Source organism: Amycolatopsis sp., from assembly GCF_035276945.1.
Classification (GTDB): Bacteria; Actinomycetota; Actinomycetes; order Mycobacteriales; family Pseudonocardiaceae; genus Amycolatopsis_E.
Genome location: NZ_DATELF010000059.1, coordinates 99,250 through 120,150 on the forward strand (window position 1 = coordinate 99,250; position 20,901 = coordinate 120,150).

19 protein-coding genes are annotated in these 20,901 nt (G+C 68.2%); 8 read left to right on the forward strand and 11 right to left on the reverse strand.

The features are described 5' to 3' along the window. Nucleotides 1–43: 43 nt before the first annotated feature. Genes VJT49_RS09905 through VJT49_RS09920 form a run of 4 tightly spaced genes read left to right on the forward strand, consistent with a single transcriptional unit; the run spans nucleotide 44 to nucleotide 3,514 of the window. Nucleotides 44–1,429 carry a hypothetical protein gene (locus VJT49_RS09905; RefSeq protein WP_324164440.1) on the forward strand — a complete coding sequence of 462 codons (1,386 nt, stop codon included), beginning with the start codon at nucleotides 44–46 and terminating at the stop codon, nucleotides 1,427–1,429. After that, nucleotides 1,426–1,815 (forward strand): FixH family protein, encoded by a 390-nt coding sequence (locus tag VJT49_RS09910; protein WP_324164441.1) that lies wholly within the window; start codon nucleotides 1,426–1,428, stop codon nucleotides 1,813–1,815. The genes VJT49_RS09905 and VJT49_RS09910 overlap by 4 nt, the downstream gene beginning before the upstream one ends. 8 nt (nucleotides 1,816–1,823) lie before the next feature. Beyond that, on the forward strand, nucleotides 1,824–2,972 hold the full coding sequence (locus VJT49_RS09915) for a hypothetical protein (RefSeq protein WP_324164442.1): 1,149 nt from the start codon (nucleotides 1,824–1,826) through the stop codon (nucleotides 2,970–2,972). Nucleotides 2,973–2,974: 2 nt separating this feature from the next. Continuing rightward, the gene (locus VJT49_RS09920) at nucleotides 2,975–3,514 is read left to right on the forward strand and encodes a hypothetical protein (RefSeq protein WP_324164443.1); all 540 of its coding nucleotides are present in this window, start codon (nucleotides 2,975–2,977) and stop codon (nucleotides 3,512–3,514) included. Nucleotides 3,515–3,557: 43 nt separating this feature from the next. Here the strand turns inward: VJT49_RS09920 and VJT49_RS09925 are convergent, their stop codons facing one another. Beyond that, nucleotides 3,558–3,812, reverse strand: coding sequence for a DUF397 domain-containing protein (locus VJT49_RS09925; protein ID WP_324164444.1), 255 nt, complete (start codon nucleotides 3,810–3,812; stop codon nucleotides 3,558–3,560). Between the two features lie 216 nt (nucleotides 3,813–4,028). Between VJT49_RS09925 and VJT49_RS09930 the strand changes: the two genes are divergently transcribed. After that, complete coding sequence (locus tag VJT49_RS09930) at nucleotides 4,029–4,490, forward strand: hypothetical protein (protein ID WP_324164445.1); 462 nt, start codon at nucleotides 4,029–4,031, stop codon at nucleotides 4,488–4,490. A gap of 177 nt (nucleotides 4,491–4,667) precedes the next feature. Here the strand turns inward: VJT49_RS09930 and VJT49_RS09935 are convergent, their stop codons facing one another. Then, a complete protein-coding gene (locus VJT49_RS09935) occupies nucleotides 4,668–5,525 on the reverse strand; it encodes a helix-turn-helix transcriptional regulator (protein WP_324164446.1) in 858 nt (285 codons plus the stop codon). A 203-nt stretch (nucleotides 5,526–5,728) separates the two neighbouring features. Between VJT49_RS09935 and gndA the strand changes: the two genes are divergently transcribed. After that, entirely contained in the window at nucleotides 5,729–7,168 is a 1,440-nt protein-coding gene (gndA, locus tag VJT49_RS09940; protein WP_324164447.1) for an NADP-dependent phosphogluconate dehydrogenase, read from the forward strand. Between the two features lie 295 nt (nucleotides 7,169–7,463). Here the strand turns inward: gndA and VJT49_RS09945 are convergent, their stop codons facing one another. The 5 genes from VJT49_RS09945 to VJT49_RS09965 form a co-directional block, all read right to left on the reverse strand. After that, on the reverse strand, nucleotides 7,464–8,645 hold the full coding sequence (locus VJT49_RS09945) for a 4-hydroxybenzoate 3-monooxygenase (protein ID WP_324164448.1): 1,182 nt from the start codon (nucleotides 8,643–8,645) through the stop codon (nucleotides 7,464–7,466). An 85-nt stretch (nucleotides 8,646–8,730) separates the two neighbouring features. Next, nucleotides 8,731–9,507: an IclR family transcriptional regulator gene (locus VJT49_RS09950; RefSeq protein ID WP_324164449.1), complete on the reverse strand. Its 777-nt coding sequence runs from the start codon at nucleotides 9,505–9,507 to the stop codon at nucleotides 8,731–8,733. A 112-nt stretch (nucleotides 9,508–9,619) separates the two neighbouring features. Continuing rightward, a complete protein-coding gene (locus tag VJT49_RS09955) occupies nucleotides 9,620–10,741 on the reverse strand; it encodes a 5-methyltetrahydropteroyltriglutamate--homocysteine S-methyltransferase (protein ID WP_324164450.1) in 1,122 nt (373 codons plus the stop codon). Nucleotides 10,742–10,833: 92 nt separating this feature from the next. Then, nucleotides 10,834–12,777, reverse strand: coding sequence for an amino acid transporter (locus tag VJT49_RS09960; protein WP_324164451.1), 1,944 nt, complete (start codon nucleotides 12,775–12,777; stop codon nucleotides 10,834–10,836). 82 nt (nucleotides 12,778–12,859) lie between these two features. Further along, the gene (locus VJT49_RS09965) at nucleotides 12,860–14,017 is read right to left on the reverse strand and encodes a beta-ketoacyl synthase N-terminal-like domain-containing protein (protein WP_324164452.1); all 1,158 of its coding nucleotides are present in this window, start codon (nucleotides 14,015–14,017) and stop codon (nucleotides 12,860–12,862) included. Between the two features lie 194 nt (nucleotides 14,018–14,211). Between VJT49_RS09965 and VJT49_RS09970 the strand changes: the two genes are divergently transcribed. Continuing rightward, on the forward strand, nucleotides 14,212–16,902 hold the full coding sequence (locus tag VJT49_RS09970) for a sensor domain-containing protein (protein WP_324164453.1): 2,691 nt from the start codon (nucleotides 14,212–14,214) through the stop codon (nucleotides 16,900–16,902). Here the strand turns inward: VJT49_RS09970 and VJT49_RS09975 are convergent. The 4 genes from VJT49_RS09975 to VJT49_RS09990 all read right to left on the reverse strand — a co-directional run bounded on the left by VJT49_RS09975 (nucleotide 16,851) and on the right by VJT49_RS09990 (nucleotide 19,856). Then, nucleotides 16,851–17,513: a TetR/AcrR family transcriptional regulator gene (locus tag VJT49_RS09975; RefSeq protein WP_324164454.1), complete on the reverse strand. Its 663-nt coding sequence runs from the start codon at nucleotides 17,511–17,513 to the stop codon at nucleotides 16,851–16,853. The two genes, VJT49_RS09970 and VJT49_RS09975, sit on opposite strands and share 52 nt — an antisense overlap. A 340-nt stretch (nucleotides 17,514–17,853) precedes the next feature. Continuing rightward, nucleotides 17,854–18,402 carry a GtrA family protein gene (locus tag VJT49_RS09980; RefSeq protein WP_324164455.1) on the reverse strand — a complete coding sequence of 183 codons (549 nt, stop codon included), beginning with the start codon at nucleotides 18,400–18,402 and terminating at the stop codon, nucleotides 17,854–17,856. Nucleotides 18,403–18,465: 63 nt separating this feature from the next. Further along, on the reverse strand, nucleotides 18,466–19,035 hold the full coding sequence (locus tag VJT49_RS09985; RefSeq protein ID WP_324164456.1) for a methyltransferase domain-containing protein: 570 nt from the start codon (nucleotides 19,033–19,035) through the stop codon (nucleotides 18,466–18,468). Between the two features lie 359 nt (nucleotides 19,036–19,394). Then, nucleotides 19,395–19,856 carry a helix-turn-helix domain-containing protein gene (locus VJT49_RS09990; protein ID WP_324164457.1) on the reverse strand — a complete coding sequence of 154 codons (462 nt, stop codon included), beginning with the start codon at nucleotides 19,854–19,856 and terminating at the stop codon, nucleotides 19,395–19,397. Nucleotides 19,857–19,874: 18 nt separating this feature from the next. Between VJT49_RS09990 and VJT49_RS09995 the strand changes: the two genes are divergently transcribed. Next, nucleotides 19,875–20,114, forward strand: a complete 240-nt coding sequence (locus VJT49_RS09995) for a GNAT family N-acetyltransferase (protein ID WP_324164458.1) — start codon at nucleotides 19,875–19,877, stop codon at nucleotides 20,112–20,114. Nucleotides 20,115–20,901: the final 787 nt, after the last annotated feature.

Sequence of the window (20,901 nt, forward strand, 5' to 3'; positions counted from 1 at the left end):
GCCGTGACGCAATCGGGCCCCTGACTGCCTAACTTCGACAGCGATGAACGGCAGGGGGTTCTTCACGGCACTGGTACTGGCCTGCACGCTGTCGCTCGTGCCGGACGCGGCGCCCGCGCTCGCGGACGGCATGCGGACCGGCAGCGATCTGCACGTGGCGCAGACGCTCGGCGAGCGCGAACTGACCGTGGTCATCCGGCGCGTCGAGCCCGTGCCAGGGCCGCTCCGGGTCGAGGTGGTCACGCACGCCGGAACCGCTCCCGGCACGCTCGGCCTGCGGGCGACGGCGTCTTCGGGTGGCGCAACCCCCAGCACCACCTCGGTCGTACTCGGCGCTGCCCCGGGTTCGTACCCGGCAACCCTGGCCGTCGACGAGCCGGGGCCGTGGGAACTCGCCATCGACGACGGTCAGCGGGTCGCGCGGATACCGTTCATCGTGCCGGCGTGGGTCGTTTCTCCCTGGGAGAAGGTGAGCTACGGCGGATTCGTCGCCGCCGGGGCGCTGTTGCTGGTCGCGTTGGCGACCGCGATCCGGGCCAAGCGCGGGTGGGTGGCGCTGGTGCCGGCCGCGGGCATGGTGGCCGCGGTGTCGGTCGGCGTCACGGCCGCGCTGCTGTCCGCGAGCACACCCCTGCCACCACAGCCAGGGACGCAGCTGGATCCCACGCCCGGCAACGTCACGGACCCCTACTCGACACCATCCATAGTGGACTATTCGCGCCCGCCGGTGAACTTCGTGGTGACCGTCGGCGCGGGCGCCGAGCTGGACCTCACCTTCGCCGACGCCGCCACCGGCTGCCCCGTCGACGACCTGCTGATCCACGACAACGCGCTGGTCCACCTGGTGATCGTCGGGCCGTCCGGCGAACTGTGGCACCTGCATCCGGTGCGGGTCGGCCCCGGCGCCTACCAGGTTCCGCTGAACGCGCCCGAACCCGGTGTGTACGCGGTCAGTGCCGAAATCGCCCGCCGAGGCGGTGGAGTTCAACTGCTTCGGTCCACAGTGGACCTCCGGCCGGGCGGGCAGGCCACGCCCACCACGGCTGGAACCGTCCGTGCCACGGTGGCCGGCGCGGGAAGTCCGAGCGCGATCACCGCACGCTTCGGCGACACGGCCGATCTCCAGCCCTGGCTGGGCATGCTCGGACACCTGATCATCGTCGGCCCACTGCCCGCCGGAACGAACCTCGGCGCGGCCGCGTATTCGGCACCGGTGTGGGCGCATGCGCACGCGATGCTGCCGCCGGCGCCGGGTTCGGTCGGTGGCCAGCCCGACGAGACCGTCGCCGGCTACGGGCCGGACGTCTTGTTCACCTACACCTTCCCCGCTCCCGGCCACTACCACCTGTGGGTCCAGGCCGAGCGCGGGTACCAGGTGCTGACCGCGGCGACGACCGTCGACGTGCCCGCGAAGGGAGCAGGAGGATGAAACGGAGGGCAGTCTTGCTTGCTCCCGCGGTGGCGGTGGCGGTCGCCCTCGCCGTCTGGCTGTGGTGGCCGTCCGGCAGCAGCGCCTCGGTGCAGCAGGCGACCGGGAAGCGATATCAGGTCCGGCTCACCGTGCCGGACCCTCGCCTGGGCGGCAACACGCTGACCCTGGAACTCGCTCCGTCCAAAGCAGACAGTGTCACGGTCGACCCGGTGATGCCGCAGATGGGGCACGCCCTCGCGCCGGTGCCGGCGAGCCCGGCCGGTCCGGGGCGGTACCAGGCGGAAACCACGCTGCCGATGACCGGGCAATGGGAGATCACCGTTGTCGTGCACGACCAGTCGGGTGCCGACCAAATCGTCTTTCCGTTACTGGTCAGGGGATAGGAGAAGGAATGGATACCGCCGCGCACCGGGTGGCCGTCACGCACGCCGCCGGAGCGAGAGGGATGTCTCCGGCGTTGACCGTGCTCGGCGGCACCGTGATCTCGTTGATCGGACTGACCTGGGACGTGCAGTGGCACAGCGACGTCGGCCCCGACACGTTCTTCACGCTGCCGCACCTGTTCCTGTACTCGGGAAGCGCGATCTCGGGGATCGCCAGCCTGGTGGTGGTGCTCGCCGCGACAGCCGCGCAACGCGCCGGGCAGCGGCACGACCCGGCGATCGGCGGGCGCGCCGTCCGCACGCTCGGCGTGTTCGCCGCCCCGATCGGCTACCTCGTGTCAGGCGTCGGCGCGGCGTCGTTCCTGGCCTACGGCCTGTGGGACCTGTGGTGGCACGGGCTCTACGGATTCGACGCGGTGATCAACTCGCCGCCGCACATCGGGCTGCTCCTGTCCATCAGTGTCACCATGGTGGGTGCGGTGATGGTGTTCGCCGCGGCTCGTGACCAACGCTGGGGCCGGGTCGGGACACTTTGCGCGCTGTCCGTACTGCTGGCGTTCAGCACCGTGACCGTGCTGGGGTTGCAGAACCTCGAGGGCACGGTGAGCTGGATCGACGCGGGCACCGGGTTCGTGTCCGTGCTGATCCTGCTGGTCGGCGCCGGCTGCCAAGCCGGTCTGCGGGCTTCCCCCCAGGCGGGGTCCGCCCCCGGCCAGCACGGCAGGCCGGGTGGCGCGTTGCTGATCGCGGTAGGGCTCGGCGTGATCCAGGCGGTGTTCTGGTGGTTCTCACCATGGGCCGCGCACGCTTACGCCGACGCCGTCGGTCTGCCGGTGCGGGACTACGTCAACGGCGTGCCGGAAATGCCGTCGCTGATGCCGATGTGTCTTGTCGCGGTGGCCCTGATCATCGAGAGCCTGCTGGCCTGGGGCCGCTCGGCGCGCTGGACACCGGCGGTCGTGGGAGCCGTCGGAGCGCTGATCGTCGCGGCGTGCGCGCCGTTCCAGTCGGCCCTGCTCTACGGCAAGCACGTGTCCAGCACCATGTCGATCGTCGCGACCAGTGTGGCCGGCGCGGTCCTCGGACTGCTCGCCGGGTTCCTCGGCTGGCGGTTCGGGCGGATGCTCCGGCTGCTGTCCCCGGCGGAAGGACATTGATCATGCGAAGGTTTCTCGCGGCCCTGGTCGCCGCGCTCGGGCTGACCGTGGTCGCCGCGCCCATGGCCTCGGCGTACGAGCCGGTGAACATGGTACATACCGAACGGGTTCAGGCGGGGCCGTACGGGCTGACCGTGGGGTTCAGCGTGTGGCCGCTGCGGGCCCAGCAGTCGCTGGACTTCACCTTCATTCCGGACGGTGGGATCGACGGGAAATCGGGCACCCTCACCACGGTGAATCCGGTGACTTGTACGTCCCGGCCGCAGCCGCTGGCCCGGCATCCACGCAAGCGGGACGTCTGGGGGCTGGACGTCCGCGCGCTCAGGGTCGAAGGTGACTGGACCTTCCGGTTCCAGCTCGCCGGGCCGCTGGGACAGGGAACGGGTGAGCTGCGGGGCCTGACGGTGCTGGCCCAGCCCGGGCCGCCGATGGCGCTGAGCTGGTCGATCAGTATCCTGCCGCTCATCGCGCTGGTGGCCTTCCTGGTGGCCGCCTGGCGGCGCACCCGGGCTCAGGTGGCCGGAACAGTTCCGGCCACCTGAGTCACCCGAGTTGCCAATAACACACCGAAGACAAAAATCCGAATTACCGCAGGAGGTCGAACTGGCCGGCCTTGACGCCGGCCAGGAAGGCCTCCCACTCTCCCACATCGAACACGAACACGGGACTGGACGCGAGTTTGGTGTCCCGCACCCCCACCAGCCCGGAGCTCGAGAGGTTGACCTCGACGCAGTTCCCGCCGTTGGGCTCGCTGGCGAAGGACTTGACCCACTTCTCCTCGTCGAAGAACCTTCCGGCCGTGTCCGGGTCGTAATCAAGGTGGCGCAGCTGTTTCGCCATGGGGCCTACCTCCGTGCGTGCTCGGCCGCTCGTCTGACCTGTGGAAACGAGCGTCCCCAACATCACCTGGACCCCCACCGGCGGGTCCAGCCGAGCGATCCGATCATTGACCACTCGACAACGAGATTATTCCAGTAGTAGGATTAATCAGCACGGCCGGGTAGGTGACTTTCGGCCAGGACCTTCGAGCAGCAACCTCGCGGGGGAGGTGTACCAGTGCCTGGAGCAGACACGGCGCTCGCGCCAGGGCGGTTCGAGGGCCGGGCACGGCTCAACGCGGCACAACGGCTACCTGCGATGGCGCCGTTCATGGTCGTCGGACGGGTCAACGGTCACGAGGAGTCCGCGCGAGCGTCAAGCCCGGCGGACGCCCTGGCGAGAATGCTCGAATGGCTGCGGCGCGACGACGACGCGTCGGCCGTATGGTACCTGCGCGAGGACTGGCCCACCGCGGTGACCGTGATCGGCAGGCTCGCCCCTGGCCTGGCCGGCGAGACCCGGCGCAGCGCACACCTGTTCCAGCTCAACCCCGGCACCGTGCTGTACGGCACGATGATCGCCCACTGCGGGGCGGAGCTGTCCCTGCCCGACATCGAATGGCTCAACCTCGGCGCCGGCATGCCCTGCGAATGCTGCCTCGTGCTGTCCACCCCGGCACGGCCTTGCCTGGAGGGATGATGACCGTCCGAATCGGAGAGGTTGAGCGATCCATTGAGGTACGGGCCCGGGAAGACAGCCCGCGCGATTTCTCCGACGAGGACGAACGCGCTTCGGTGCGCGCGCCGTCGCGTCGGCCTCGGATCATCCGCCGGTTTTCGGCTCAGGCCATTCTGAAGCTGAAGGGCTGAAGGACCGCTACAAACCCATTTGGGCGCGATAGGAGTCCGCCATGTCCTTCAGGAACTCACGGGTTTCCTGACGTTCCAGCGCGGCCCCGCGCAGCCGGTCCCAGGCGTCCACGAACAGCTGGAAATCCTTCTGGTCGTCCAGATAGATCCCGCCCGCGGAGTGTTCGATGTAGACGAAGTCACGGGTCCGGTCGGGAAATCGCATGATCGTGAAGTCGTTCGGAACGGCCGCCAGCCGCGCCTCGAACCTGAGCACGTGAATGTAGACCCGCTGCCGGCGGTCCAGGTCCATCAGATGCTCGATCTGGTCGAGCATAACCGCCGGCGCGGAACCACCCGGCGCCCGCCGCAAAGCGGCTTCGCTGATTATGAAACGATAATACGGCGGCTGCGGTTGGTCGAAGACGGCCTTGCGGTCCAACCGGTTCCGCACCAATGAGGTCACGTCGGTCGCGCCGAACTCGGTGAACTGCTTGAGCATGTAGTGTTCGGATTGGAGCGGGCCCGGAATACGCTCGCCGTGCCACGTCATAACCTCGACCGCGGCCGGTTCGAGATCGGTGAAGGTACGGAACCAGTGCGGCACCACCGAGCGGTAACCGGACCAGTGCCCGCGCTGCCCCGCCGCGGCGCGGGCCAGATTCATCAGCGCTTCGGACTCTTCTCCGTTGATGCCGAAGGCCTCCAACATCGTCCGGACGTCGCCGAGCTTGACGCCGACCGCGCCGGACTCGATCTTGTTGACTTTGCCCTGGGTACAGCCCAGCACCTCGGCGACCTGCTGCTGCGTCATCTTCGCTGCGGCGCGCGCGTGCCGCAACTCGTTCCCGAGCTGCTTTCGGCGGGAGGTAACGGTGCTAGCCATCTTTCACTCCCAGGGCCGCTCCCGTTCGTATCCGTGGTCGTAAGCCGTCGACCTCACCGTACTCACGCACAGGGTAGATAGCGTAACCGTCCGAGGGATTTCAGGGAACGGGGTCTATGGCTCGTTACCCACGCGCGTTCAACAGGGACGGTGTATCCAGCACGCTAGGGTTGGAGCAGGGGCCGTAGACGGGAAGGCAGGCAATGAGCAAGAAGGCGAGCATCGGCGTCACCGGGCTGGCGGTCATGGGCCGGAACCTGGCCCGGAATCTGGCCCGGCACGGGCACACCGTCGCCCTGCACAACCGTTCCGACCAGCGAACCCGCGACCTCGTGGCGCAGTTCGGCGACGAAGGCGACTTCATCCCGGCCTACTCCGCCCAGGAGTTCGTGGACGCCCTCGAGCGCCCACGCCAGGTGGTGATCATGGTCAAGGCAGGCGGGCCGACCGACGCGGTCATCCAGGAATTCGCGCCGCTGCTGGAGAAGGGCGACGTGATCGTCGACGCCGGCAACGCGCACTTCGCGGACACACGCCGGCGGGAAGCGGCGTTGCGGGAACAGGGCCTGCACTTCGTCGGCACCGGTGTTTCCGGTGGAGAGGAAGGCGCGCTGCACGGCCCGAGCATCATGCCCGGCGGCTCCACCGAGTCCTACGAGTCGCTCGGGCCGTTGTTCGAGGACATCTCGGCCAAGGTGGACGGCGCGCCGTGCTGCACCCACATCGGACCCGACGGCGCCGGCCACTTCGTGAAGATGGTGCACAACGGCATCGAGTACGCCGACATGCAGCTGATCGCCGAGTCCTTCGACCTGCTGCGCGGCGCGCTCGGCTACGAGCCGGCCCAGATCGCCGAGGTCTTCCGGACGTGGAACACCGGGCGGCTGGACTCGTACCTGATCGAAATCACCGCCGAAGTGCTCGCGCACACCGACGCCGCGACCGGCAAGCCGTTCGTCGACATCGTGGCCGATCAGGCGGAGCAGAAGGGCACCGGACGGTGGACCGTCCAGATCGGCCTTGATCTCGGCGTTCCGATCAGCGGAATCGCCGAGGCGGTGTTCGCGCGTTCGCTCTCCGGCAGCGCGGGTCTGCGCGCGGCGAGCCGCGGCCTGCCCGGCCCCACCCGGGCGCCGCTTTCCGGTGCCGCGGCGGAGAGTTTCGCGGACGACGTCGAGCGCGCGCTGTACGCGTCGAAGATCGTCGCCTACGCGCAGGGCTTCAACCAGATCCAGGCCGGGGGCGCCGAGTACGGCTGGGACATCGATCTTGGTGCGCTGGCCTCGATCTGGCGGGGCGGCTGCATCATCCGGGCGAAGTTCCTGGACGACATTCGCGCCGCCTACGCCGCCGAGCCCGGCCTGCCGACCCTGCTGACCTCGGGCGACTTCCGCAAGGCCGTGGAGGATGCGCAGGATTCGTGGCGTTCGGTCGTTTCCACGGCGGTGCGGCTCGGCATTCCGACGCCGGGCTTCTCCACCGCGCTGGCCTACTACGACGGCCTGCGCGCCGAGCGGCTGCCCGCCGCGTTGGTGCAGGGGCAGCGGGACTTCTTCGGCGCGCACACCTACCGCCGCGTTGACCGCGAGGGTTCGTTCCACACCTCCTGGGCCGCCGACGGCCGCCCGGAGTCCCCCGCCTAGTCGCTCGCTGGGAAGGGTGTTCACCTTACGTGAACACCCTTCCCCCCGCGAGTCCCACCTTCTCGTTGCGCGAGTCCCACCTTCGCGGCGTGTGAGTTCCACCTTCGCGACGCCCGAAAGCCGAACTCACCAGACGCGAGGGCCCGACTCGCGCGACCCGAAAGCCCGACTCACCAGACGCGAGGGCCGGACTCGCGCGACCCGAAAGCCGAACTCACCAGACGCGAGGGCCGGACTCGCGCGTCACGGAAGCCCGACTCGCGGGACGCGAGGGCCCGACTCGCGGGAGGCAAGATCAGACGAAGGGGAGGCCGGCGTAGTTCTCGGCGAGGCTCGTCGCCGCGGCGCGAGAGGACGCGGTGTAGCGCAGTTGGGAGAGCTGGAGGCGGCGGTCGAAGTCGTCGGCGGTGGGGTCGACGTGCAGCATCGAGGTCATGTACCAGGAGAAGTGCTCGGCCCGCCATACCCGCTTCAAACAAGTGTCCGAATAGGACTCCACGAGCTCGGTTCGCTTGTGCTGCAACAACTCCACGAGTGCGCGGGAGAGCACCCGGACGTCGGCGACAGCCAGGTTCATGCCCTTGGCACCGGTCGGCGGGACGATGTGCGCGGCGTCGCCGGCCAGGAACAGCCGGCCGTGGGACATCGGTTCGATGACGAAACTGCGCATCGGGGTGATGCCCTTGTCGAGGATCGGCCCCTCCCGCAACGAGAAGTCCTTGTTGCTGGTCTCCAGACGTTCGGCCAGCTCCGACCAGATCCGGTCGTCGGACCAGTCGTCGATCTTCTCGTCGTGCGGGACCTGCAGGTACAGCCGAGTGACCTCGGGCGACCGCATGCTGTGCAAGGCGAACCCGCGCGGGTGGTGGGTGTAGATCAGTTCCTCGTGCGAGGGTGGGGTTCGCGCGAGCACTCCCAGCCAGGCGAACGGGTAGTCCCGGTTGAACATCTTCGCCCGTTCGGCCGGAATGGACGGACGGCTGACCCCGTGAAAGCCGTCGCAGCCCGCGAGCACATCGCAGTCGAGCCTGCGTTCGACGCCATCGACATCCCGGTATGTGATGTGCGGGTTTTTCGTTTCCAGGTCGTGAAGCGCGACCTCGGACACCTCGAACTCGATGGGCCAGCCCCGCTCCTCGTGCGCGGCGATCAAATCTTTGACGACCTCCTGCTGGCCGTAGACGGTAATCGTCTTCCCGGTCAGTTCGGTGATCGCGATCCGATGGTCCTGGCCGTCGAACCGGAGCGAGAATCCCTGATGCGGCAACCCCTCGGCGTCCAGCCGGGTGCCGACGCCGATCTCGCGCAACAGTTCCACGGTGGGGTGCTCACAGACCCCTGCGCGTACCCGCTTTTCCACGTACTCGCGGCTGCGCGCCTCGAGTACGACGGCTTCGATGCCCTCACTGTGCAGCAGGTACGACAGCAGCAGACCGGCCGGCCCTGCCCCGATGATCCCAACCTGCGTGCGTGCCACCTGTTGCCTCCCAAGCGTTTCCGGGTGGCCATCAGCATGCTTCCTGACACCGTTCCGCGCAGCGCTACTTCCACTCACCGGAAGTTCAGAAGGGCTGACGCAAGGCCCGCGGGGCGCCGAGCGATCGCGAGATGCCCCTGGCCGCGGCGCGCACCGCGGGGACCAGGGTGCGCAAATCGACTCCCTCCGCCGGGACCACGATGGAAATCGCCGCGACCACCGTGTCATCCCGCCCGTAGACCGGCGCCGCGACCGAACGCGAGACCAACTCGACCTGCCGGTCGCTGATCACGAACCCGTCGCGGCGGACGTCGGCGAGCACCCGCCGCAGCCGTTCCGGAGACGAGATCGTCTTCGACGTATAGGCCTTGAGCGGCCGTGACAGGACCTCCTCCTGCACCTCGGCGGGAGCGTTGGCGAGCAGCACGAGCCCGACACCGGTGGCGTGGGCCGCGAGCCGTCCGCCTACTCGGGAGATCACGCTCACCGCGTTGCGCCCGGAGATTCGCTCGACGTATACGACATCGGGCACGTCGAGCACCGCGAGCTGGACGTTTTCGTGTGTCGCCTCGTACAGGTCCTCCAGGAAGGGCATGGCGTTCTCGCGCAGGCCCATCCCCCGCGGTGACAGGGACGCGACCTCCCACAGCCAGAGACCGACCCGGTACCGCCCGTCCTCCTGCCGTTCGAGCGCGCCACGGCGGGTCAGCTCGCCGACGATCCGGTGGGTGGTGGACAGCGGCAGCCGGGCGCGGCGGCTCAGATCGGACAGGCTCAGCACCGACCGTTCCGGGCTGAACGCACCGAACACGTCCAGCACGCGATCGACCACTGAAGGCGCCTGTACCGAAGTGTGCCGCATAGTGCCAGGTTACGGGGAGGGGATCGAAAGACTTGCTGTTAGCCGGGGGGTGGGGGCAGGCGGGCACGGACGGCGTGCCGTCCCTCGTCCGCGCCCCGTAGCGACCCCGGCATCAGCCCCAGACGAGGGCCGCCGTTTCGACGATCCGCTCCAGCTTCGCCTTCTGTTCGTCCTCGGTGAGTTCGTTGCCCTCTTCGGTCGAGGAGAACCCGCACTGCGGCGACAGGCAGAGCTGGTCGAGATCGACGAACTTGGCCGCTTCGTCGATCCGCCGCCGTAACGCGTCCACGCTCTCCAGCTCGCCACGCTTTGTGGTGACCAGCCCGAGCACGACGTACTTGCCCTTCGGCACGAACCGCAGCGGTTCGAACCCACCCGAGCGCTCGTCGTCGAACTCCAGGAAGTAGCCGTCCACTTCCAGTTCGTTGAACAGCGCGTCCGCGACGAAGTCGTACCCGCCCTCGGCGGCCCAGGAGGACCGGAAGTTCCCCCGGCACAGGTGCGTGGTGATGGTCAGTCCCTCGGGCCGGCCGGCGAGCGCGGCGTTCATCGTCCGGATGTTGCGCACGTGCTGCTTGTCGGGGTCGCCGCCCATCTTCGCGACCAGGGCGCGCTGCTCCGGGTCGTTCAGGTAGGCGAGGCTGGTGTCGTCGAGCTGGAGGTAGGTGCAGCCCAGGGCGGCCATACTGGCGACCTCCTTGGCGTACGCCTTGGCCAGATCGTCGTAGAACTCCTCGAGGTCGGGATAGACGGTTTCGGGCACCGCGGCCCGGCCGCCCCGGTAGTAGACCATGCTGGGCGACGGGATGGTCTGCTTCGGAGTGACCGGTGGCTCCACGTTGGACCTCAGGAAGGTGAAGTGGTCACCGAAAATGACGCCGTCGAGGTCGACCCTGGCGTCGATCTTGAGTCCCGCCGGGCTGAACTCGATGTCGCCCTGCGCGTTGTGGAACTTGACGTGCAGTTTCTCGTCGCTCTTGCCGACCCCGTGGAGCTGGTAGATGAAGTCCATGTGCCAGCTGGCTCGGCGGAACTCGCCGTCGGTGGCCGACAGCAGGCCGGCCGAGCGCTGCAACTCGACGGCGCGGCGGATCGCGTCGTCCTCCACGGCACGCAACTCGTCGGCGCCGATGGCCCCCTTCGCGAACGACTCGCGGGCCTCGTGCAGTTTGGCGGGGCGAAGCAGGCTGCCCACATGGTCGGCGCGGAACGGCGGTGTCGCACGCGGCGTCATGGCCCGATCCTGCTTCAGCCGCAGCCGACAAGCAAGGCGCCTTCCACGGTGTGACAAGTCCTCCGCGGGGGCCGCCCCGGACCGCCGGTGTCTCAGCCGACGTGCACGAGCGGCCGCTGGTGCGGGTCCGGCTCGGCGCGCCGCAAGATCTCGCGCGTGACCGGGGGAATGTCGCCCTCACCGGAGAAGATGTACCGCAGCAGGAACCGGAACGGGTTGCCCTCGGTCCAGGCGAAGTAGATATGCGCCAGCAGTTCCGTTTCGTCGCGGATGGCCAGCAGGATCGCGGCGATCGCGTTGGCGATCGACGGGCTCTCCACCGACAGGACCCGGTAGCCGTGCCGCCGCTCTCCGTGCACCTCGAGGGTGGACTGGAATTCCGACGCGTCGCTGATCGTCACCTCGAGGAAGATCACCGGCGAATCGCGCGGGAGGTGGTTGTCCTCCCGCGCTTCCTGTTCCTTGTCGCGGTACTCGGCTTCGTCCCGGACGTCCGGTTCGTTCGCGATTATCCGGACGTGGCCGGCATTCACGGCCTCGTCGAGGATGGCCCGGGCTTCCTCGTCGAACTTCACCTCTTCCACCCGAAGTTCCAGGGAACGGGAGGCCCTGGACACGAACGACACGATGATGATCGCGAAGATGAAGAACCCCGCGATCTTCACGCCGTCCGGACGCTCGATGACGTTCGCGATCGTGGTGTAGGCGAACACCAGGGTGATCACGAGATAGGCGACGAACGCGCCGTGCTGCTTCTTCCGCCACGCCGCCAGCGTCACCGCCAGCGCCGCCGACGAGATCAGCACCAGCACACCCGTCGCGTACGCGCCACCCTGCGCGTCCACGCTGGCGTCGAAAATCCAGGTGATCACGAACGCGATCACCGCGATCACGATCACCAGCGGGCGGGTGGCCGCCGCCCAGTTCGGGGCCATGCCGTAGCGCGGCAGGTACCGCGGCACCAGGTTGAGCAGGCCGGCCATCGCCGACGCGCCCGCGAACCAGAGGATCGCGATGGTGCTCAGGTCGTAGACCGTGCCGAAGGCGTTGCCCAGGTAGTCGTGCGCCAGGTAGGCCAGCGCGCGACCGCTCGCCTGGCCGCCCTCGGCGAACTCCTCCTGCGGGATCAGCACCGTGGTGGCGAAGGAACTGGTGATCAGGAACGCGCTCATGATCAGCGCGGCGGTGGTGAGCAGCTTCCGCGTGTTGCGGATGCGGCCCGTGGGCTTGCCGGGGGTGTCGCCGGGCGAGCCGTTCACCAGCGGCATGACCGAAACGCCCGTCTCGAAACCGGACAGGCCCAGCGCCAGTTTCGGGAACACGAGCAGCGCCACACCGACCATCGCCCAGACGCTGCCATGCTGGTTGAACAGCAGGTTCTGCCATTGCACGACCAGCTGCGGGCTGCGGAGCACGTGGATCAGCGAGTCGACCACGACGACCAGGTTGAGCGCCAGGTAGACCCCGGTCAGCACGACCGCGACACCGATCGCCTCGGCGAACCCGCGCAGGAAGACGGCACCGAGCAGGGCGACCAGCAGCATCGTGATCAGCATGTTCTGGTCGTGCAGGAAGTTCGGCACGTACGGGTTTTCCACCGCGTGCGCGGCGGCGTCCGCGGCGGAGAGGGTGATCGTGATGACGAAGTCGGTGGCCGCGAAGCCGAGCAGCACGAGGACGAGCAGCTTGCCCTTCCACCGGGAAAGCAGCCGCTCGAGCATGGCCAGCGAGCCCTGGCCGTGCGGGCTTTCCGCGGCCACCCTCCGGTAGATCGGCAGCGCGCCGGCCAGGGTGAGCACGACCAGCACGATCGTGGCGATCGGGGAGAGCAGACCGGCGGCGAGCGCGGCGATCCCAGGCTGGTAGCCCAGGGTGGAGAAGTAGTCGACGCCGGTCAGGCACATGACCTTCCACCAGGGATGATCGCGCTCCCTGGCCTGCTCCCGCGTACTGCCCGTGAGCTGCTGTGCCCGTTTGTGCTCGCCTTCGAGCAACCACGCCCTGAACCTGCTCGCTTCCCTGGTGGGAACAGCCACCCTTCCTCCAATCCAGCGCGTGCCTGTCCCCGTCATCTTCCCTGATGGCCCCCTTGCCGACCGCAGCCGGCAAGGGGTCGGGTCAGGCCGCCGGGGCGAGCACGACAGCGGTGTTGTTGCCGCCCATGCCGAGCGAGGACTTCAGCGTGAGCCCGTCTCCAATGGGCGTCTTTCCGCTGATCAGCTGCGGGTGACCGGGTGCCACCCGCGGGGGCGCGGGCAGGTAGCCCCGCTCGTAGGCCATCGCCGCCACCGCCAGCTCGACCCCGGCCGCCGCGCCCTGGCAGTGCCCGACGAGCGGTTTGACCGAGTAGATGCCCGTCTCGGGGGTGAAGAACTCCTCCAACATCATTGATTCGGCCCGGTCGCACTGCGCCGTTCCCGGCCCGTGCGCGTTGACATAACGGATGTCCGACCCCGACACACCCGCGTCGGCCAGGGCCTTTGTGTAGCAGGCGCGTAACTGATCCAGGTCAGGGTCGATGGAGATCACGTGATAGGCGTCCTGGGTGATGGCGCCGCCCAACGCCCGGGCGTAGGGCCGGTCGGACCGCTTGGACAGCACGAACGCGGCCGAGCCCTCGGCCATGGGGAAGCCGCGGCTGCCCTCCTGGAACGGGCGGCAGGCGGTCAGCGGATCGGCGTCGGCGACCACGACCCCCAGCCGGACCATGTGCCACAGCTGCTGCGGGTTGATCGTCAGGTCGGTGGCGATACACACCACGTCGTCCACGATCCCGGCGTCGAGCCAGGTCTTCGCGGTGATCAGGGCCGCGTTGCCGGACGCGCACATCGCGCCCACGGCGAGCGACGGCCCGTGGAAGTCGAACTCCTTCATGAACATCGACGGCGCCGTGGACGGCATCATCGACAGGTAGTCCCGAACCCGCCCGAACCGGTTGCTCGCGTAGAACTCCGCCCAGCTCAAGGTGTCGTGCAGCACTTCCCCGTGGACGACACCGACACGTGGCCCCGGCCGCCAGCCGCGCTCGAACGCGTCCAGGACCGCTTCGCGGGCGGCCGCGCGCACCGACTTGGCGAAACGGGTCGGCCCGTCGTCATCCTCGCCGCCCTCGGGCACGCGGATGACCCAGGCGAGTTCGTCACAGTCGGGCCCGTAGCCGCCTTCGAGTCTGGCCGCGTGCTTACCCGAACTGAGCCCTTCCCACAAACGGTCGCGTCCCCAACCATAGCCGGTAACCGCGCCGATTCCGCAGATTGCAATTTCCAGCGAGCCCATAACACTCGCCCCTTCCGAACTGGTACCTCTAGGATCCGTTCGGGGCCGAACGGACCTATCCCTCAAACGACCAGGTACGGAGGGTCCGTGTCCACCCTCAAACGAACGGGTTGGGTTCGGTACTTCCAGCCCACAACGGCCCCACCAGATGGTCTAATCTCGGCTAGCGAAACAATCGGCGGATCGGACGAAACATGGAGGCAAACGCCAATCGCCCCCTGCCGGTCGATCACGAACAGGTGATCGACCTGGCGCTGTCCGCCGAGCGCACCGTGGTCTGGTCCCTGGATTCCGCGAGTGGCCTGCTCGGCTGGCACGAGGGCCTGCCCGAACTACTCGGCCTGCCCGAGGACCAGGTGCACACCACGCTGACCGAAGTGATCGAGCCGCTCAGGGCGGCTACCGAAGTCTGGCAGGACCTCGACCTCGAACGGCCCTTCGAGGACCAGCACGGGCGAACCCGCTGGATCCGCTTCCAGGCCAGAACCACCGGCGGCCGGCTGCTGGGCACAGCCACCGACGTGACCGATCGGCACGACGAGCGCCGTGAGCTCGCCGACCGGTACCGGCTGCTGGTGGAACTCAGCCCGGATCTGATCGGCGTGCACCAGGACGGGCTCGTGGTCTACGCCAACCCGAGCCTGGTGCGCTTCGCCGGTGGTACCACCAGCGCCGACCTGCTGGGCAAACCCATCACGGAACTGGTGGCCGAGGAGTCGGTCCCCGGCATGCTCGATCGGATCGCCTCGCTGACCGAACCGGGTGCCAGGACCGCGCCCGCGGAGGCGCTGCTCCGCTTCGCCGACGGCGAGAAGGTGCCGATGGAGGTCGTGTCGGTACGGACGACCTGGGAAGGCAGGACGGCCTACCAGGTGATCCTGCGCGATCTCAGCGCGCAGAAGGCCGCGCAGGCGTCGCTGCACTACCAGGCCGCGCTGGTCGAGCACGTCAGTGACGCGATCATCGCCACCGACGCCGACGGCCGGGTGACCAGCTGGAATCCGGCGGCCGAGACGATCTACGGGCTGCCGGACAGCGTCGCGCTCGGGCGGTGGGTCGGCGAGTTGGTCGGTGCTCCGCTGGACCCCGGCGAGGTGCTGCGTGCCGGCGGCGTCATCGCGGCGAGCCACCGTTCGGCCGATGGTGCCGCGCTCGAAGTTCGAGTTTCGGTAGCCGAAATGAAGGACGGGTATGTGCTGGTCTGTGCCGACGAGACCGCCCGGCGCCGGGCCGAACGGCAGTACAGCACGGTCGTTGCCGCGCTCGACGAAGGCGTGCTGGTGGTCGGCCCGGACGGCATGGTGGTCTCCGCCAATCCCGCGGCCGAGCGCATCCTCGGCGTGCCGGAGTCCATGATGATGCGCTCCTCGCCTCGAGAATGGCCCCTTTACGACGAATCGGGGTACCGCTTCACACCGGCGCAGTTTCCGTCAGCGCAGGTCCGCCGGACCGGCGTCCCCCAGCTCAACCGTGTGCTGCGCGTGCTGCGACGCGACGGCCGAACGGTGTGGCTTTCGCTGTCCTGCCGCGCGATGCATCCGGAGGACATCAAGAACAGCTCGTTCGTGCTGTCGTTCAGCGACATCACCGAGCGCCTCGCGATCGGGGAACGGCTCGAGCACGACGCCACCCACGATCCGCTCACCGGACTGGCGAACCGCACACTCGTGCTCGACCGGCTCAACGCGGCGCTGGGCGACCGGACGGTCGCGGTGCTGTTCATCGACCTGGACAAGTTCAAGGTCATCAACGACTCCCTCGGGCACACGACCGGCGACCGGGTGCTGCGGATCGCGGGAGAGCGGTTGCGGCGTGCGGTCCGGATCACCGACCTGGTCGGCAGGCTCGGCGGCGACGAGTTCGTGGTGATCGCCTTCGACGTGCCGGACCCGTCGACCGTGCGCGCCCTCACCGAGCACCTGCGCGAGTCACTGACCAAGCCCATCGCGCTGGAAGGCCGCGGGCTGCACGTCGACGCGAGCATCGGCATCGTGGTCGCCGGGCCGGACGACCCGCGCACCGCCGACGATCTGGTGCGGGACGCGGACGTCGCGATGTACCAGGCGAAGACGCTCGGCCGCAGCCGCGTGGAGTTCTTCGACGTGGGGCTGCGGGAACGGGTGCAACGCCGGCTCCGGCTGGAGCAGGACCTGCGCGACGCCGTCCGCGAGGGCAGGCTGTGGGCGGCCTACCAACCGGTGGTGGACCTGCGCTCGAACCGGACGGTGGCCGTGGAGGGGTTGCTGCGCTGGACTCATCCGGTGCACGGAGCGGTGTCCCCGACCGAGTTCATCCCGCTCGCGGAGGAAAGCGATCTGATCAACCTCCTCGGCAACTACGTGCTGCGGGAGACCACCCAGGAACTGGGGGCACGGCGGGCCGCCGGGATCGAAGTGGATCTCAAGATCAACCTGTCCACCCGGCAGCTCGAAGATCCCGGGTTCGTGCCCGCCGTCGAGGAAGCGCTTATCAGGGCGGGTCTGCCGCCGAAGGCGTTGTGCCTGGAAATCACCGAAAGCGCGCTGATGCGCGATGCGACCGCGGCCGGGGAGGTGCTGTCCGCGCTGCGTGAACTCGGTGTGCGGCTTGCCATCGACGACTTCGGCACCGGCTATTCGTCATTGGCGCAGCTACAGCGGCTCACCCTGGACGCGCTCAAGATCGACCGGTCGTTCGTCACCAAGCTCGGCAGCTCCGCCGAGGCCGAGGTGATCGTGACCAGCATCATCGCGATGGCACACGCCGTCAAACTGACCGTGGTCGCCGAGGGCGTGGAGAACCGGAGTCAGCTGGAGTTGCTTCGCCGGCTCGGCTGCGACCAGGGCCAGGGCTACTACTTCGGCAAACCCCTGCCCGCGGACGAACTCTGGCCGGCCGAGCGCTGACCGTCCTCGATGGCTGCCCTGACCAGCTTTTCGAGTTGACCGCGAGTGGTTGTCCAGACCGAATCCAGCGCTTCCGGGCCGGCCACGAAACCGGTCAGCAGCACGCCGCGGATGGCCGCCAGCGCCGTGGTCATCACCGCGACACCGTCCTTTCCGGACAGGAAGTCGGGCACCACCTCGGTGAGGATCTCCTTGACCGCGGCGGTCATCTGCTTGTTCAGCCTGGAAACGTGTGAGCTGAGTTCGGCGTCGGTGCGGCTGGCCAGCCACAGTTCGACCACCGCCGTGAACGCCGGGCTGTCGTGGAGCACCCACAAACGATCCACCAGTGCCATCACCGCTTCCGCCTCCGTGGCGCGCTGCGGCGGGTCGTCGCGGAACTGCTGGGTGATGCGGCCGGTCGCGTGCTCCAACGCGGCGGCCACGAGTTCCGCCTTCGTGGCGAAGTAGTGCGCCTGCGCGCCCCTGGTCACCCCGGCACGCGTGGCGATCTGCGCCCCCGTGACGTTCGTGTAACCGTATTCGACCAGGCAGTCGACCGTCGAGTTCAGCAGGGCGGTCCGCGTGGCCGCCCGGCGCTCCGCCTGGGTGCGCCGTCTCACGCCAGCCATTAGGTCACCTTACTGTTTTCGCTTACCTGCCACGAAAGGTGCGCCGGTAATTTCCGCCTTTTCCCGAAAGCGGCGGGCGACCGGGTTCCGAAACCGGATGCAGGTCATCCGCCAGCGTGCCACTCCACCCCGGCGTGATGACGATCAGGATGTCGGCGTCGTGGCCACGATCAACGATATGCCCGCCTCCTTGCCTACTGTTCCGGGAGTGATCAGATCGCGAAGAGCGGGGCGGCGCTGACGAGAACGATCACAGCGGTCGCGAAGTGAATACCGAACACGACCGCCTTGCGGCACGACCACGGTGTCGCCCAGCGGCACCACAGGGGTCACGGACTCCTCAGGCGGCTCGTTCGTCAGGCTTCGCGGCTTGCCGCGCCTGGCCACGCACGATCCGTGGCCGGGCCCCGGCCTCGGGAAACACCCATCTCTTGAAGGCCCACCAGCGGAACACCATCGCCACCAGCGTGCCCAGAATGATTCCCGACACGTAGTCGGAGATCTCCTGGGTGACCAAGCCGACATGGGGTGTGCGCAGGTTCAGCAGATAGTGCGCGACAGCCAGGGGAACCTCGTTCAGACCCGCCGCGATCCCGCTGATCACGAAGAACAGCGCGGCCTCGTGGTGCCGCTCCCGCCCGCCCCTGGTCCGGAACGACCACTCGCGGTTGAGCACGTACGACACGACGGTAGCCACCAGCACGCCGATGGCCAGCGCGGTGATCGGCTGCCTGGTCAGCACGGTGAGCCGGAGCCCGTACGTGACCACGTTCGTCACGGCGAAGCAGATCCCGCCGACGGTCGCGAACTTCAGCAGCTCACGATGCTTGATCAGCAATGACCGCAACGGCCGCGGCAACAGCCCGAACACCGTGGAGATTCCCGCCATGCCGCTGACGCTACTCCAGCCGATCACCCCGTCAGGAACGACGCCCCTATTGGGTGGCCGGTTCTACCAGACAAAACGCCTGGTCCAGTGTAATTGGTCAGTGCGCGAAGAAAATGACGCTGGGGAGCCTTCCGTCCGAATCGATGACCACCATCTCGGCTTCGATCGCGAATCCGCTCTCGCGTAGCCAAGCACCGGGCGGCGGTGGACGTCCACCTTCATCGGATGGCCGCCGTTGCCCTGCGTCTTCAGCCGAGACGCGTCACCCAGGTGAAAGCCGAGCGGCAATGGACCTGCTCCGGGGTGGCGCCCGGGCGCGAGCATCCGGGCGCCATCCGGCACGCAACACGCGCCGGAACTGCGCGAAGACCCCGGGAATTGCGGCATCGGGGACGACCACCAGGCGAGCAGGCCGGCGACGGAGGCATCGGCAAGGTTCAGGTCCGTCGTGGAACCGACCTCGAACCGCAGGCGGGGATGTCCACGCCGGGCCACGTCGGTCATCGTGGGCGAGAGGTCGATGTCGAAGGCGTCGACGCCCAGTTCGCGCAGGTAGGCCGGGACGTGTCCTGGTTCGCAGCCCGCATCCAGCGCTGGCCCGCCGCCGACGGCACGAACGAGGTCGGCGAACAACGCCAGAACCCCACGCAGGTAGGGCTCCCCCGCGAGGGCGCCACGAAACTGGTCGGCATAGCTGACCGCGACCGTGTCGTAAGCGGTTCGATCCTCTCCAGTTCCCGCTCTACGAACAGGTTCTGCCCGCATGAGTCCGCGCCGTCCATCGTGGACCCGTCACCGTCAAGCGCCCCATGGCGTGGAAGACTGCCCGGGCTGAGCCGGTCTCGCCGCGCCGTTCCGAACCACAGTGCGCCGACCGCGGCTGGACGGCGTCCTGTCGGAGTTGCTGGGCTCTCGCCGCGTACGAACGCCGCACCTTCACTGCCTCGCAGTCAGAAGCCGGTCTTGGAGGTGCTGTGACGAAGCGCCTGCACTCACCTCGTGGGATTGGTGGTCGCGCGGAAGGCGTAACGGTAGGCGATGGGGTTGGTGCGGCGCCGTCGGGCGAAGTGGTGACGTAACGTGTCGGGACTGCCCAGGCCGCTGCGGTGGGCTATCTGGTCGATCGGAAGGTCGGTGTCTTCGAGCAACTGCTCGGCAAGTAGCAGTCGTTGTTCCAGTAGCCAGCGGTACGGGGTGATGCCGATAGCCGCTTTGAACCGGCGGGCGAACGTCCGTGGCGACATGAATGCCCGGGCGGCCAGGTCGCCAACGGTCAGGGGCTCGCCCAGGTGTTGGCGCACCCAGTCGACGAGTTCGGCCAGGTTGTGACCGTCGTCGAGAGTCGGCACAGGGGATTCCACGAACTGCGCCTGCCCGCCGGCGCGGTGCGGCGCTACCACCATGCGGCGGGCGAGGGAGTTGGCGATGGCGACCCCGTGGGCCCGGGCTCGCACGTCTCTACCGCGAGTTTCATGGTCGCTTCGGACGCACGCGGGCGCGGCGTCGGCGAGGCGCTGTGCCGATATGCGCTGGACTGGGCGCGGAGCCACGGTTACGCAAGAATGCAGTTCAACGCCGTGGTGGAGACCAACCATGCGGCGGTGAGCCTCCACAAGCGCCTCGGCTTCCAGATCGTCGGCACCGCTCCCGGCGCTTTCGACCACCCGAAGTTCGGCCGTGTGGACCTGCACGTGATGTACGTCGAGTTGTAAGGCCCGGTCCGACGGTCTCCGGGCGCCAGGCTGGACGCTGACTGGGCGCTCCATGCGCAGTGAAGACAAAAGCCTCCGGCGGTCAGGGCGCTGCCCTGGACCCGGCACCGCTTCGGAGATCAGCCGAACGGGCCAGCGTCCGGCGACCTCCTCGCGGCGCGCCCGAGAGCAGCCAGACCGCGCGGAACCGGTCAAGGGCGCTTCGCGGCCTCCGGCAGACCCTTGACCTGCGTCAAGATGGTTCCTACGAGGGTGGCCAGGGCCGGGGTCGAACCGGCGACCTTCCGCTTTTCAGCTCTCGGGAAGTCAGTTCATGATCGTTCATGACAGACGAAGCTCCAGGTCAAGAACATCCGCGTACCGTCACGACAGCAGGCGACCTGAGATGAATGAGACCCAAACTGAACCCCCGAGTCGCTGCACGCATCCTCGTTCGCGCCAAGCACGAGCGCACTGCTTACTGATTCAAAACCCCACGGTCTTGCGGTAAATTTCCTGGTCAGCAAGTGTCGTCCCCGCGCCCGCGGGGGTGGTCCGCCATGTCGGTCCTTGAGTGGAGTCAGGAAGACGTCGTCCCCGCGCCCGCGGGGGTGGTCCCGTCCGGGCCGTGCATGGACCAGCGGTGCTCACGTCGTCCCCGCGCCCGCGGGGGTGGTCCCAATCAGCATCCTGACTCCACGGGGCCGCTGCAGTCGTCCCCGCGCCCGCGGGGGTGGTCCCCAGATGAACCCGTCGTCGCCCTGGGTCCAGCAGTCGTCCCAGCGGCCCGCGGGGACTCCTTCCCTCT

Excerpts from the sequence above, each read along its gene's own strand:
- VJT49_RS09905 (WP_324164440.1), top strand. The coding sequence starts at position 44 with ATGAACGGCAGGGGGTTCTTCACGGCACTGGTACTGGCCTGCACGCTG.
- VJT49_RS09910 (WP_324164441.1), top strand. The coding sequence starts at position 1,426 with ATGAAACGGAGGGCAGTCTTGCTTGCTCCCGCGGTGGCGGTGGCGGTC.
- VJT49_RS09915 (WP_324164442.1), top strand. The coding sequence starts at position 1,824 with ATGGATACCGCCGCGCACCGGGTGGCCGTCACGCACGCCGCCGGAGCG.
- VJT49_RS09920 (WP_324164443.1), top strand. The coding sequence starts at position 2,975 with ATGCGAAGGTTTCTCGCGGCCCTGGTCGCCGCGCTCGGGCTGACCGTG.
- VJT49_RS09925 (WP_324164444.1), bottom strand. The coding sequence starts at position 3,812 with ATGGCGAAACAGCTGCGCCACCTTGATTACGACCCGGACACGGCCGGA.
- VJT49_RS09935 (WP_324164446.1), bottom strand. The coding sequence starts at position 5,525 with ATGGCTAGCACCGTTACCTCCCGCCGAAAGCAGCTCGGGAACGAGTTG.
- gndA (WP_324164447.1), top strand. The coding sequence starts at position 5,729 with ATGAGCAAGAAGGCGAGCATCGGCGTCACCGGGCTGGCGGTCATGGGC.
- VJT49_RS09950 (WP_324164449.1), bottom strand. The coding sequence starts at position 9,507 with ATGCGGCACACTTCGGTACAGGCGCCTTCAGTGGTCGATCGCGTGCTG.
- VJT49_RS09955 (WP_324164450.1), bottom strand. The coding sequence starts at position 10,741 with ATGACGCCGCGTGCGACACCGCCGTTCCGCGCCGACCATGTGGGCAGC.
- VJT49_RS09965 (WP_324164452.1), bottom strand. The coding sequence starts at position 14,017 with ATGGGCTCGCTGGAAATTGCAATCTGCGGAATCGGCGCGGTTACCGGC.
- VJT49_RS09970 (WP_324164453.1), top strand. The coding sequence starts at position 14,212 with ATGGAGGCAAACGCCAATCGCCCCCTGCCGGTCGATCACGAACAGGTG.
- VJT49_RS09975 (WP_324164454.1), bottom strand. The coding sequence starts at position 17,513 with ATGGCTGGCGTGAGACGGCGCACCCAGGCGGAGCGCCGGGCGGCCACG.
- VJT49_RS09980 (WP_324164455.1), bottom strand. The coding sequence starts at position 18,402 with ATGGCGGGAATCTCCACGGTGTTCGGGCTGTTGCCGCGGCCGTTGCGG.
- VJT49_RS09995 (WP_324164458.1), top strand. The coding sequence starts at position 19,875 with ATGGTCGCTTCGGACGCACGCGGGCGCGGCGTCGGCGAGGCGCTGTGC.